Annotated in this window: 14 protein-coding genes; 1 reads left to right on the top strand and 13 read right to left on the bottom strand. The window is 69.5% G+C overall.

Annotated features, from left to right (window positions below; genetic code table 11):
* Window positions 1-158 precede the first annotated feature (158 nt).
* Window positions 159-749: a hypothetical protein gene (locus ACFRAR_RS10805; RefSeq protein WP_380697072.1), complete on the top strand. Its 591-nt coding sequence runs from the start codon at window positions 159-161 to the stop codon at window positions 747-749.
* Window positions 750-767: 18 nt separating this feature from the next.
* On the opposite strand, the gene ACFRAR_RS10800 is transcribed toward ACFRAR_RS10805, so the two are convergent.
* From ACFRAR_RS10800 to glyA, 13 genes are all read right to left on the bottom strand, one after another.
* Window positions 768-1340 (bottom strand): cob(I)yrinic acid a,c-diamide adenosyltransferase, encoded by a 573-nt coding sequence (locus ACFRAR_RS10800; RefSeq protein WP_380697070.1) that lies wholly within the window; start codon window positions 1338-1340, stop codon window positions 768-770.
* A gap of 86 nt (window positions 1341-1426) precedes the next feature.
* Entirely contained in the window at window positions 1427-1927 is a 501-nt protein-coding gene (locus ACFRAR_RS10795; protein ID WP_380697068.1) for a DUF2550 domain-containing protein, read from the bottom strand.
* 148 nt (window positions 1928-2075) lie between these two features.
* On the bottom strand, window positions 2076-2459 hold the full coding sequence (locus ACFRAR_RS10790) for a F0F1 ATP synthase subunit epsilon (protein WP_380448343.1): 384 nt from the start codon (window positions 2457-2459) through the stop codon (window positions 2076-2078).
* A gap of 187 nt (window positions 2460-2646) precedes the next feature.
* Window positions 2647-4092, bottom strand: a complete 1446-nt coding sequence (gene atpD / locus ACFRAR_RS10785) for a F0F1 ATP synthase subunit beta (RefSeq protein ID WP_380697066.1) — start codon at window positions 4090-4092, stop codon at window positions 2647-2649.
* Window positions 4093-4094: 2 nt separating this feature from the next.
* Window positions 4095-5009, bottom strand: coding sequence for a F0F1 ATP synthase subunit gamma (locus ACFRAR_RS10780; protein ID WP_380697064.1), 915 nt, complete (start codon window positions 5007-5009; stop codon window positions 4095-4097).
* A 32-nt stretch (window positions 5010-5041) separates the two neighbouring features.
* Window positions 5042-6616, bottom strand: coding sequence for a F0F1 ATP synthase subunit alpha (gene atpA / locus ACFRAR_RS10775; protein ID WP_359899956.1), 1575 nt, complete (start codon window positions 6614-6616; stop codon window positions 5042-5044).
* A 156-nt stretch (window positions 6617-6772) separates the two neighbouring features.
* Complete coding sequence (locus ACFRAR_RS10770) at window positions 6773-7588, bottom strand: F0F1 ATP synthase subunit delta (RefSeq protein ID WP_380697062.1); 816 nt, start codon at window positions 7586-7588, stop codon at window positions 6773-6775.
* Entirely contained in the window at window positions 7585-8142 is a 558-nt protein-coding gene (locus ACFRAR_RS10765) for a F0F1 ATP synthase subunit B (RefSeq protein ID WP_380697060.1), read from the bottom strand. Before ACFRAR_RS10765 ends, ACFRAR_RS10770 begins: the two co-directional genes overlap by 4 nt.
* A 34-nt stretch (window positions 8143-8176) precedes the next feature.
* On the bottom strand, window positions 8177-8413 hold the full coding sequence (gene atpE, locus ACFRAR_RS10760; protein ID WP_031074289.1) for an ATP synthase F0 subunit C: 237 nt from the start codon (window positions 8411-8413) through the stop codon (window positions 8177-8179).
* 90 nt (window positions 8414-8503) lie between these two features.
* Complete coding sequence (gene atpB / locus ACFRAR_RS10755; RefSeq protein ID WP_380697058.1) at window positions 8504-9334, bottom strand: F0F1 ATP synthase subunit A; 831 nt, start codon at window positions 9332-9334, stop codon at window positions 8504-8506.
* Between the two features lie 267 nt (window positions 9335-9601).
* Window positions 9602-10045 carry a hypothetical protein gene (locus ACFRAR_RS10750; RefSeq protein WP_359829292.1) on the bottom strand — a complete coding sequence of 148 codons (444 nt, stop codon included), beginning with the start codon at window positions 10043-10045 and terminating at the stop codon, window positions 9602-9604.
* A gap of 295 nt (window positions 10046-10340) precedes the next feature.
* Window positions 10341-11642: an MraY family glycosyltransferase gene (locus ACFRAR_RS10745; RefSeq protein WP_380697056.1), complete on the bottom strand. Its 1302-nt coding sequence runs from the start codon at window positions 11640-11642 to the stop codon at window positions 10341-10343.
* Between the two features lie 172 nt (window positions 11643-11814).
* Window positions 11815-13095 (bottom strand): serine hydroxymethyltransferase, encoded by a 1281-nt coding sequence (gene glyA / locus ACFRAR_RS10740; RefSeq protein WP_380697054.1) that lies wholly within the window; start codon window positions 13093-13095, stop codon window positions 11815-11817.
* Between the last annotated feature and the right edge of the window lie 88 nt (window positions 13096-13183).

Raw genomic sequence — 13183 nt, 5'->3', positions numbered from 1 at the left:
CACGTCCCCATCTCACCACTCCCGGCGGCCCCCCGGCTCAGGTCCCCGGAGGAGCCCGCTACATCGAAAGGTGCAGGCCCGGACGGCACCCCGCGACGACGACACCGCGCCGCCCGGGCACGAAGCTGGGAGCACAGCCGAACACCCGGGAGCAGAACGTGATCGTCACCCTCATCGTCGCGGCCGAGATCTCCTTCTGGATCCTGCTCGGCCTCGGCCTCGCCACCCGCTACCTGCTGCGCCTGCGCCGCACCAGCACCGCGTTGCTGGTCGGCCTGCCGGTGGTGGACCTCACCCTGTACGCGCTCACCGTCCTCGACCTGCGCGGCGGCGCCGTCCCGAGCTGGACGCACGCCCTGGCCGCGAGCTACGCGGGCTTCTCGATCGGCTACGGCCCCTCGCTCGTCCGCTGGGCCGACCGGCACTTCCTGCACCGCTTCGCCGGCGGGCCCAAGCCGCTGCCCTCACCCAAGTACGGGCCGGAGCGGACCAGGTACGAGTGGCAGATCGCCGGCCGGACGGTCGTCTCGGCGGCGATCACGCTGAGCCTGATCACCCTGCTCGTCCCGCTCTCCGGCGGCTCCGCGCACTTCGGCACCTTCGCCCAGTGGTACCTCAAGCTGGGCATCGCCGCCGTGGTCAACGTGGTCGTGGCCGGCTGCTACTCGCTCTGGCCCAAGCAGCCGCCGGCCGGCGTGACGGTCGAGAACGGCCGGGTGGTCTCCGAGAGGACCCGGACCGGGGTCTAGCCCCTGCCCTGCCCGGCCCTAGCGGTTCTCCCCCGGGACCCAGAGCACGTCGCCGCGCTCCTTGTTGGCCACCCGGGCCAGGATGAACAGCAGGTCGGAGAGCCGGTTGAGGTACTTCGCGGTCAGCGGGTTGACGCTGTCGCCGTGCTCCGCGATCGCCGCCCAGGTCGAGCGCTCGGCCCGCCGCACCACCGTGCAGGCCAGGTGCAGGTGGGCCGCGCCGGCCGTGCCGCCGGGCAGGATGAAGCTGCGCAGCTTCTCCACCTGCTCCAGGTAGTGGTCGCAGTCCCCCTCCAGCCGGTCGACGTACGACTGGAGCACCCGCAGCGGCGGGTACTTCGGGGCCTCCACCACCGGCGTGGACAGGTCCGCGCCCACGTCGAACAGGTCGTTCTGGACCCGGACCAGCACCGCCGTGACGTCCTCGGACAGCTCTCCGACGGCCAGGGCCACCCCGATCGCCGCGTTCGCCTCGTTGGCGTCCGCGTACGCGATCAGCCGCGGATCGGTCTTGGTGGTCCGGCTCATGTCGCCCAGCGCGGTGGTGCCGTCATCGCCGGTGCGGGTGTAGATGCGCGTCAGATTGACCATGCGGCCAGCCTAGCCGGGCAGGTTAGGCGGCGTTAACCCGCTGTCGCCCTCCGGCCGGGGGAGCCCCCATCCCGAGAGTCTCGTCGCTACGCGACATTGACTCTCTGCCCGGGCGGCGCCGCCTCCAGCCAGGCCAGGAAGCCGGTCAGCGCGTCCTCGCTCATCGCCAGCTCCAGCGGCGCCCCGTTGTGCAGGCAGCGCAGCACCACCGAGCCGGACAGCAGCGCCAGCTCCTCCTGGCCCTCCGGGTAGCGCCGGCCGAGCACCTCGATCTCCCGGCGCGGCAGCACCTTGCGCGGACGCGGGGCGTACGAGAAGACCCGGAACCATTCGATCGAGTCACCGCTGTAGCGGCCGATACCAAAAACCCACCCCTTGCCGTCGGTCGGAGGGACCGGGGCCGAGGTGGGTCTGCCGTTCTCGTCGAGGTCGGGCTGCGTCGAGGCGTCGGCGGGCATTTTGAGCCGGTAGCTACAGTCGAAGGTGCCGCCGACCCGCTGGATCAGGCGGCGCCGTACGGCGAAGGCCATCAAGCCCATCACACCCAGGGCCACGACCGCCGCACACACCACAAGCGCGAGGACCATGCTCACCCACCTCCTCGCTACCCGCGTTCCCCGTAGCGGTCGTATCAAGCGACCGCGCTGACCTACCAACTACGACGACAGTCCCGGGGTCACGCTCACGCGTCCCCGGGACCGTCGGTCGACCCCGCCAAGCCGGGGTCCGGCGCACTCAGGCGTGGGCCTTGAGGCCGCGCGCCGCGAACAGACGGACCTCGGCGCGCCGCTCGGCGTGCTCGTCCAGGCCCGACTTGGCCTTCTCCAGCGCGCGCTCGGCACGCGCGACGTCGATCTCGTCCGCCAGCTCGGCGATCTCCGCGAGCAGAGACAGCTTGTTGTCGGCGAAGGAGATGAAGCCGCCGTGCACCGCGGCGACCACGGTGCCGCCGTCCACCGTGCGGATGGTGACGGGACCGGTCTCCAGCACGCTCAGCACCGGGGTGTGACCCGGCATGATGCCGGTGTCACCGGAGGCCGTACGGGCGACGACGATGGTGGCCGCACCGGACCACACCTTGCGGTCGGCTGCGACCAGCTCGACGTGCAGCTCAGCCAACGTGGGCTCCTAGGCTCATGCAACGCCCGATTACTCGGGAGTTTCGGTAAGAATAACGGCCCCGCGCCCCCGGCATGAAACCGGCGGCACGGATTTGACCGGAATCACAGCCCGATGCGACGTGAGGGGCGGTCCCCAGGCTCGGGGGCCACCCCTCACGGTCACTCACAGCTGCTACCGGCCGCGATTACTTCTTCGCCAGCTCGGCGGCGTTCTTCTCGAGGTCCTCGATGCCACCGCACATGAAGAAGGCCTGCTCCGGGACGGAGTCGTACTTGCCGTCCGCGATCGCGTTGAAGGCCTCGATGGTCTCCGACAGCGGCACGGTCGAACCCTCGACACCGGTGAACTGCTTCGCCACGTAGGTGTTCTGCGAGAGGAAGCGCTCGATGCGACGGGCACGGTGGACCGTGATCTTGTCCTCTTCGGACAGCTCGTCGATACCGAGGATCGCGATGATGTCCTGGAGGTCCTTGTACTTCTGCAGGATCCCCTTGATACGGATGGCCGTGTCGTAGTGGGTCTGCGCGATGTACCGCGGGTCGAGGATGCGGGACGTGGAGTCCAGCGGGTCGACGGCCGGGTAGATGCCCTTCTCCGAGATCGGACGCGACAGAACGGTGGTCGCGTCCAGGTGGGCGAAGGTGGTGGCCGGGGCCGGGTCGGTCAGGTCGTCCGCGGGGACGTAGATCGCCTGCATCGAGGTGATCGAGTGACCACGGGTCGAGGTGATGCGCTCCTGCAGGAGGCCCATCTCGTCGGCCAGGTTCGGCTGGTAACCCACCGCGGAGGGCATGCGGCCGAGCAGGGTCGACACCTCGGAACCGGCCTGGGTGAACCGGAAGATGTTGTCGATGAAGAGGAGCACGTCCTGCTTCTCGACGTCACGGAAGTACTCCGCCATGGTCAGCGCGGAGAGCGCGACGCGCAGACGGGTGCCCGGCGGCTCGTCCATCTGGCCGAAGACCAGCGCGGTCTTGTCCAGAACGCCCGAGTCGACCATCTCGTCGATGAGGTCGTTGCCCTCACGGGTGCGCTCGCCGACGCCGGCGAACACCGACACACCACCGAAGTTCTCGGCGACGCGGTAGATCATCTCCTGGATCAGAACGGTCTTGCCGACACCGGCACCACCGAACAGACCGATCTTGCCACCCGTGACGTACGGGGTCAGCAGGTCGATGACCTTGATGCCGGTCTCGAACATCTCGGTCTTGGACTCGAGGTCCTTGAACTCCGGGGCCTTGCGGTGGATCGGCCACCGGACCTGGACCTGCGACTCGAACTCGTCCTTGTCGACGTTCAGCACGTCACCGAGGGCGTTGAACACCTTGCCCTTGGTGATCTGGCCGACCGGCACGGAGATCGCGGCACCGGTGTCGGTGACCTGCGAACCGCGGACCAGGCCGTCGGTCGGCTGCATCGAGATGCCGCGGACCATGCCGTCGCCGAGGTGCTGGGCGACCTCGAGGGTCAGGGTCTTCTTGCCCGTGCCGTCGGGGTTGTCCACCTCGACGTGCAGGGCGTTGTACATGTCCGGGATCGCGTCGACGGGGAACTCCACGTCGACGACCGGGCCGATGACCCGCGCGACGCGGCCCGTCGCCGTGGTCGGCTCAACAGTGGTGGTCATACTCATTCGCTCCCGCGGCTAGCGTCAGCGAGCGCGTTGGCCCCACCGACGATCTCGCTGATTTCCTGGGTGATCTCGGCCTGACGGGCCGAGTTGGCAAGCCGCGTGAGCGACTTGATGAGCTCGCCGGCGTTATCCGTCGCGCTCTTCATCGCGCGGCGGCGGGCGGCGTGCTCGGAAGCGGCCGACTGCAGCAGCGCGTTGTAGATCCGGCTCTCGACGTACCGCGGCAGGAGCGCGTCCAGGACGCCCTCCGCCGACGGCTCGAAGTCGTACAGCGGGAAGATCTCCGACTTGGCCGGCGTCTGGTCGCTGAGCTGGACCTCGTCCAGCTTCAGCGGCAGCAGCCGGGCCTCCACCGCGTTCTGCGTCAGCATGGACACGAACTCGGTCGAGACCAGGTGGAGCTCGTCCACGCCGCCGGTCTCGGCCGTGAAGGCCTCGATCAGGTCGGCCGCCACGGTCTTCGCGTCACCATAGGTCGGCTTGTCCGAGAATCCCGTCCACGAGCCCGCGATCGACAGACCGCGGAACGTGTAGTACGAGACGCCCTTGCGACCGATGATGTACGTCACCACGTCCTTGCCCTCGGCCTTCAGGCGCTCGGCGAGCACCAGCGAGGCCTTGATGGCGTTGGTCGAGTAGCCGCCCGCCAGGCCGCGGTCCGCCGTGATCAGCAGGACGGCGGCGCGCTTGGCGCTCGGGTTCTCGGTGGTGAGCGGGTGCTTGGCGTTGGACCGGGTGGCCACCGCCGTCACCGCCCGGGTGAGCTCATCGGCGTACGGAGTGGAGGCGGCCACCGCGCGCTGCGCCTTGACGATGCGCGACGCGGAGATCATCTCCATCGCCTTGGTGATCTTCTTCGTCGCGGTGACAGAGCGGATCCGGCGCTTGTAGACCCGAAGCTGTGCTCCCATGGGTCGTTACGTCCTTTCCCTCGCTACCGGACTCAGGCCTGCTCGGAGAGCAGCTTGCCGTCAGCGGTCTGGTAACCCTGCTTGAACGCCTCGATCGCGCTGGTCAGCGCGTCGACGGTGCCGTCGGCGAGCAGACCGGTCTCGACGATGCCGGCCAGCAGGTCCTTGTGCTGGAGGCGGACGTGGTCCAGGAACTCGCGCTCGAAGCGACGGATCTCGGCGACCGGGACGTCGTCCAGCTTGCCGTTGGTGCCGGCCCAGATGGAGACGACCTGCTCCTCGACCGGGAACGGCTGGTACTGGCCCTGCTTCAGCAGCTCGACCATGCGCGCACCGCGCTCCAGCTGGGCCTTGGAGGCCGCGTCCAGGTCGGAACCGAAGGCGGCGAAGGCCTCCAGCTCACGGTACTGGGCGAGGTCCAGACGCAGGCGGCCGGCGACCGAGCGCATGGCCTTGATCTGGGCGGAGCCACCGACGCGGGAGACCGAGATGCCGACGTTCACGGCCGGGCGGATGCCGGCGTTGAACAGGTCGGACTCCAGGAAGCACTGGCCGTCGGTGATGGAGATGACGTTGGTCGGGATGTACGCCGAGACGTCGTTGGCCTTGGTCTCGATGATCGGCAGACCGGTCATCGAGCCGCCGCCCAGGGCGTCGTTCAGCTTGGCGCAGCGCTCCAGCAGGCGGGAGTGCAGGTAGAAGACGTCACCCGGGTAGGCCTCGCGGCCCGGCGGGCGGCGCAGCAGCAGGGAGACGGAGCGGTAGGCCTCGGCCTGCTTCGACAGGTCGTCGAAGATGATCAGGACGTGCTTGCCGTCGTACATCCACTCCTGGCCGATGGCCGAACCGGTGTACGGGGCGAGGTACTTGAAGCCCGCCGGGTCGGAGGCGGGAGCGGCCACGATGGTGGTGTACTCCAGCGCGCCGGCCTCCTCCAGGGCGCCGCGGACGGACGCGATGGTGGAGCCCTTCTGGCCCACGGCGACGTAGATGCAGCGGACCTGCTTCTCCGGGTCGCCCGAGCGCCAGTTGTCACGCTGGTTGATGATCGTGTCGACGGCCACCGCGGTCTTGCCGGTCTGGCGGTCACCGATGATCAGCTGGCGCTGGCCGCGGCCGATCGGGGTCATCGCGTCGATGGCCTTGATGCCGGTCTGCAGCGGCTGCTTGACCGACTTGCGGGCCATGACGCCGGGGGCCTGCAGCTCCAGGGCGCGACGGCCGGTGGCGGCGATGTCGCCCAGGCCGTCGATCGGGTTGCCCAGCGGGTCCACGACGCGGCCGAGGTAGCCGTCGCCGACCGGAACCGAGAGGACCTCGCCGGTGCGGCGCACGGTCTGGCCCTCTTCGATGCCGCCGAACTCACCGAGGACGACCACACCGATCTCGCGGGTGTCGAGGTTCAGCGCGAGGCCGAGCGTGCCGTCCTCGAACTTCAGCAGCTCGTTCGCCATGACCGAGGGCAGACCCTCGACATGGGCGATGCCGTCCGCCGCGTCAGTGACCGTGCCGACCTCTTCCACAGAAGCGGCGTCCGGCTGGTACGACTGGACAAAGTCGGCCAGCGCGTCCCGGATCTCCTCCGGACGGATCGTAAGCTCCGCCATCAGGCTTCCCTGCTCTCCTAGTTTGCGATCCTCGGCCCGCCATTGAGGGCCGCAAGTATTCGACTCTCGGCCGGGTCTTCCGAACCGGCCGTACGATTTGCCGGCTCCTTGGGGAGCCGGTTTCCCGACCGAGGGTCGGATGTGCTGCTTCGGTGCTCAGCCTTCGAGCGACTGGCGAGCGCCCTCGAGGCGGCTCGACACCGTGCCGTTGATGATCTCGTCGCCGATCTGCACCCGGACTCCGCCGACGACCTCGGGGTCGACGTCGATGTTCAGGTGGACCTGGCGCCCGTACATCCGGCCCAGAGCACCGGACAGGCGCTCCTTCTGGGTGTCCGACAGCGGCACCGCGCTGGTGACCAGGGCCACCACGCGGCCACGGCGCGCGGCGGCGAGCTTCGAGTAGGACTCGAGGCCCTGCTCCAGGCTACGGCCACGCGGCGCGTTGACGAGGGCGGTGACCAGCCGGACGGTGGCCGCGCCGGCGCGGCCGCCGAGCAGCTTCCCGATCAGCTCGGCCTTGGCGACGGCACCGGCCTTCGGCTCGGTCAGCGCGGCGCGCAGCTCGTGCGAGCCGCTCACCACCCGGCCGAAGCGGAAGAGCTCGTCCTCGACGTCGTCCAGGGAACCGGCCTTGTCCGCGGCGATGATCTCGGCGTACGCGGCGAGCTCCTCGGTCGCGTCCACCAGGTCGCGCGAGCCCGACCAGCGGGAGCGGACCAGACCGGAGACCAGGTCGACGGCCTCGCCGGAGACCTGCCCGGTCAGCAGCGAGGTGACCAGCTGGGCCTTGTCCTGGCCGGACCGCGACGGGTCGGTCAGGACGCGGCGCAGCGACACCTCACGGTCCAGGACGGCCGTGACGGCGGTGAGCTCCTCGGCGAGCTTGGCCGGGTCCACCGAGGTGGAGTCGGTCAGGCTCTCCAGGTTCTGCCGACCGGCGGCGAGGGCCTCGCGGCTGGCGCCGATCACTTGGCCGCACCCTGAGCAACGGCGGCCTTGGCCTCCAGCTCGTCCAGGAAGCGGTCGATGACGCCGCTCTGCCGGGTGTGGTCCTCAAGGGACTCACCCACGATGCGGGAAGCCAGCTGAGTGGCCAGCGAGCCCACGTCCTGGCGCAGGGCGGCAGTCGCCTGCTTCTTGTCGGCCTCGATCTGCGCGTGACCGGCGGCGACGATGGCCTCGCGCTGACGCTGGCCCTCCTCGCGCATCTCGGCGAGCTGGGCGGCGCCCTGCTCGCGAGCCTGCTCGACGATGCGGGCAGCCTCGTGGCGCGCCTCGGCAAGCTCGGCGCGGTACTGCTCAAGCACGGCCTGGGCCTCGGCCTGAGCGGCCTCGGCGCGCTCCATCCCGCCCTCGATCGCGTCCCGGCGCTCCGACAGCACCTTCTCGATGCTGGGGAGGAGCTTCTTGCCGAGCAGACCGAAGACGATGAAGAAGCAGAGCAGGCCGATAACGATCTCGGGCCAGTTGGGGAGAAGAGGGTTCATCTTCTCCTCAGCCGCGAGCTGAGCCACGATGCTCATTTCTGGACCTTCCTCGAAAGGGTCTGCGGCAGGATTACTTGTTGCCGAAGACGAACGGCATGACGATGCCGATGAGGGCGAGCGCCTCGGTCAGCGCGAAGCCGATGAACATGTTGGAACGGATGAGACCGGCAGCCTCGGGCTGACGGGCCATCGCCTGGACACCGTTGCCGAAGATCAGACCGACGCCGATGCCGGGGCCGATGGCGGCGAGGCCGTAGCCCAGGGAGGCGACGGAACCGTAGACAGTGCCCTCAGCGAGGATGCTCATTGACGTTGTCCTTTGCAGGGTGGTGAACCGGTGGTGATTGGCCACCGGGCGATCCGGAGGTGGTTCTCGGCGGGGCCTGGGCCCCGGGGCTCAGTGCGCTTCTTCCAGGGCACCGGCGATGTAGCTGCTGGCCAGCATCACGAAGATGTAGGCCTGCAGGAACTGGACCAGCAGCTCGAAGGCGGTCAGGCCGACGGCGACGATGAACGAGGCCGAGCCGTACAGCGCGCCCAGGGACGGGCTGAGCAGGTACCAGGAGGCGATGGAGAACATCACGATCAGCAGGTGGCCGGCGAACATGTTCGCGAAGGCTCGGACCGCGAGCGTGAAGGGGCGCACGAAGATGTTCGAGAAGAACTCGATCGGCACCAGGATGAACATGACCCAGCCGGGAATGCCCGACGGCCAGCACAGGTTCTTCAGACCGCCGACGAAGCCGTGCTTCTTGAAGGTCAGCGTCATGTAGGTGATCCACACGACCGCCGCGAGGCCGGCCGGGAACGCGATCGCCGCCGTCACGGGGAACTGCGCGAACGGGATGATCGACATGATGTTCATCAACCAGATGAAGAAGAACATCGAGACGAGCATCGGGACGTACTTCTCGCCCTTCTTGCCGATCGTCTCCAGCACGATGGAGCGCTTGACGAAGTCGTAACCGATCTCGCCGACCAGCTGGAGCTTGCCGGGGACCAGGCGCGGCTTGGCGAAAGCGGCCCAGAAGAACACCACGACCAGCAGCGCGACGATGATCGACAGCAGCATCGGCTTGTTGAACTCGATGCTGCCGATCGAGAAGATCGGCTTGAACTGGAACTCGTTCAGACCCGGGGCCGGGAAGCCGCAGCCAGCGTCCCCGAAGTGGCAACTGCCTGAGGCGAGGGGCGTGAGTTCAGCACTCACCACGGACTCCTTCGTCATGACGCATGGATACGGCAACCTCGGTGTGTCGGCGTGGCCTGCGGCCACGGAGCGGCACTGGTACTTGATGGGTTTCTCGCCGACCCCGCGCGCCGGTGCACTGCACCACAGCGGGATCATCGAAGACTGCGCGGATCAGGGGGGCGATCCGTCCGATGTGCGGACAGACCAGGCCTCTTCCCGTACTCCGTTGTTGCGACGGACGATAGCAGCCCGTCAGCGCGGCATAAACACCGCCCCCCTCGTTGGGGGGACAGTCGGGCCTCGTCACTGTTGACGCCCCTTGTCGGAGGGCTTGTCGCCCTTCTTTTCGGAGGCGTCGGGGTCGACGTAGAAGGTCTTGGCCTTGAGTGCGCCGCGCACCTGGAAGCCCGTCCAGATCAGGGCGCAGCCGAGCAGGGTGAAGGCGAACGCCTGCCGGTTGAAGAGTTCGGTGTCCTTGAACACCGCGAGCACGATGCCGACCAGCAGGATCTGCGTGGTGTACACCAGGAGCGCCGCGGCCATCATGATCTGCGGGTTCGACCTGGTCAGCCGGTCGAGGGCGACCTGGCCGAAGCTGAAGAAGGCCATCACCAGGAGTGCGCCGAACAGGGCGCCGAGCAGGCCCTTCCCGCCGGCGACTGCGAAGGAGATCGCCATGGCGATGATCCCGGCGACCGCAGTGGGAATCGCGGCGCCTCGGAGGATCCGGGCGTCGGTGGACGGCATGTCGGCAGCTCCGGCGGCATGTCGATGGCGGGGGGACGGGCACAGCGGTGGCGGATGACACCGGACCGAGGGTTCGCCGTGGGCCGCCCGCTGGAGCGGCGGGCCCGGTGAGGGAGACCGACAGGGACGGAAGTCATCCACCTGTCAGGTCTTTCGGCGTGTTCTCGGTACTCGTGAACGGTATCACAAACTATTTGATGCGAGCTTTACCATGAATGTGTGGCACCTGTCACACCAACGGCCTAACGACTGCGCCGTTCGAGTGAGCTCGCCGGAGCGTTCGTCAACTCCCTTGTCAGCGGCGGCCGGTGGCCGCGTCGCGGTTCCCCATCGCGGTGGAGCCGGTGGCCGGGCCGGTGCCCTGGTCCTCTCCGGCTTCACCGAGGAGTTGCTTGTCCTTCGCCGACAGTTCGGCCATCGGACCGGTCTGCCGCCGGCGGTAGCGCGGGGGGACGAAGGACTGCACCGCCCGCGGGGCGCGCGGCCGGAACCGCGGGGTCAGCAGCACCACCATGCCGACCAGGCAGAGCCCGGCGAGCGTCAGGACGACGGCGCGGCCGGTGTTGGTCACCGAGAAGGCCACCGAGCCGAAGGCGATCAGCGCGGCCCAGAAGTACATGATCAGGACCGCACGGCTGTGCGAGTGACCGACCTGGAGCAGCCGGTGGTGCAGGTGGCGCTTGTCCGCGGCGAACGGGGACTGGCCGGCCCAGGTGCGGCGCACCACGGCGAGCAGCAGGTCGGCCAGCGGCAACGCGATGACGGTCAGCGGCAGCAGCAGCGGGATGTAGATCGGCACCAGGGTGTGCACGGTGGCGGTCTGCGAACCGGTCTCGCTGCTGATCAGGTCCGGGTCGACCCGGCCGGTGATGGAGATCGCGGCGACGGCCAGCATCAGGCCGAGCATCATCGAGCCGGAGTCGCCCATGAAGATCCGCGCGGGGTGCATGTTGTGCGCCAGGAAGCCCAGGCACATGCCGATCAGCAGCACGCTGAACAGCACGGCGGGGGCCGCGTCGGAGATCGTGTAGCCGTACCAGAGCCGGTAGCTGTACAGGAAGAAGGCCATCGCGGCGATGCAGACCATGCCGCCGGCCAGTCCGTCCAGGCCGTCGATGAAGTTCACCGCGTTGACCATGACGACGACCAGGGTGACCGAGATGACCATGCCCTGGGTCGGGCTCACCGCGACCGGTCCGACGCCGGGCACCGGGAGGGTGATCACCGTGACGCCCTGCCAGACCATCACACCGGCGGCGATCATCTGGCCGCCGAGCTTCACCAGCGCGTCCACGCCCCACTTGTCGTCCAGCACCCCGAGCAGGAACATGATCCCGGCCCCGGACAGCAGCGCGCGGATGTCGGTGCCCTGCGAGAACACCTTGCCCAGGTTGTCGAGCTGCGAGGCGACCAGGATGCCCGCGCAGAGTCCGCCGAACATCGCGATGCCGCCGAGCCGCGGCGTGGGCTCGCGGTGCACGTCGCGGGCGCGCACCGGCGGCATGGCGCCGGCCGCGATGGCGAACTTCCGGACCGGGCCGGTCAGCAGGTAGGTGACGGCGGCGGTGCAGAACAGCACCAGCAGATACTCACGCACCACTGGCCTCCTGCATCACTGTCGAACGGGGAAGTACCGAAGGTACTCCCCTGCCTTCCCGGGGTTCGAGGTGCGTCGCCACGGCACACACCTTATTGAGTCGGACGCCGGGACCGTGCATCGCGGTTCGCCCTCCCGGGTAGGAGATTCCGGATACCCGGGAGGGAATCCGTCAGCTCCGGTCGGCGAAGGCCAGCGCCAGCTCCCGGACCCGCGCCGCCACCGGAGCCGGCGCGCCCCCGGCGAGCGCCCGCGCGATCAGCCCGGCGATCTCGGTCAGCTCCGACTCCCCCATCCCCTGGCTGGTCACCGTGCCCGTGCCCAGCCGGATGCCGGAGGCCTCGGCGGGCGGGGCCGGGTCGTAGGGCACCGCGCACTTGCCGAGCAGCAGGCCGGCCGCCGCGCAGCGCAGCTCGGCCGCCGCTCCGGTCACGCCGAGCGGACTCAGGGCGGCGGTCACCACGTGGGTGTCGGTGCCGCCCGTCAGCGGGCGCATTCCGGCCGCCGCGAGCCCCTCGGCGAGCGCCTGGGCCCCGGACACCGCCCGCCGCGCGTACGCCCGGTACGCCGGCCGGGCGGCCTCCGCGAGGGCCACCGCCTTGCCGGCCACCTCGTTCATCGCCGCACCGCCCTGGCTGAACGGGAAGACCGCCCGGTCGATCCGCTCGGCCAGCTCGGCGGTGCACAGCAGCAGCCCGCCGCGCGGACCGCGCAGCAGCTTGTGGGTCGCCGCCACGGTGACGTCCGCGTACGGCACCGGGGAGGGCGCCACCCCGGCCGCGATCAGCCCGGTGGTCTGCGCGGCCGCGGCGATCAGGTAGGCGTCCACCTCGTCGGCGATCTCCCGGAACGCCGCCCAGTCCGGGTGCCGGGGGTGCGAGATCGAGCCGGCCACGATGGCCTTGGGGCGGTGCCGCCGGGCCAGGTCGCGGACCTGGTCCAGGTCGATCAGCCCGTCGTCCTCGCGCACGCCGTAGCCGGTGAACTCGAACCAGCGCCCGGAGAAGTTGGCGCGCGAGCCGCAGCTGAGGTGGCCGCCGTGCTCCAGCGACATCGCCAGCACCCCGTCGCCCGGTCGCAGCAGCGCCGCGTACGCCGCCAGCATCGCCGAAGTCACCGAGCGGGGCTGGACGTTGGCGTGCGGGGCGGTGAACAGTTCGCGGGCCCGGTCGATCGCCAGCAGCTCGGCGGCGTCGGCCAGCGCGCAGCCGGTGTGGTGGCGGCGGCCCGGGTAGCCCTCGGCGTACTTGTCGATCAGCGGGCCGGTGAGCGCCGCCAGGACGGCGGGGCTGGTCAGGTTCTCCCCCGCCAGCAGCTGGATCGTCTCGGCGCGCCGCTCGGCCTCCGCGGCCAGCAGGTCGGCCAGCTGCGGATCGGCCCGGTGCAGCGCCTCGGACGCCCAGGGGCGTCCCGTCGTCGTGGTCGAGCCGGTCTCGGCATCGGTGACGGTCATGACGGGGCTCCCGGGCGCTGCGGGGACTGTGTCACCCAGCGTAGGACCGCTGTCGCCACCGGGCCCGCCGAGCGGCGGCCGGACGGCC

It is taken from the genome of Kitasatospora sp. NPDC056651 (genome assembly GCF_042792155.1).
GTDB lineage: Bacteria > Actinomycetota > Actinomycetes > Streptomycetales > Streptomycetaceae > Kitasatospora.
The sequence above is the reverse complement of the archived record's forward strand: the minus strand, read 5'-3'. Positions and strand labels throughout refer to the sequence as shown.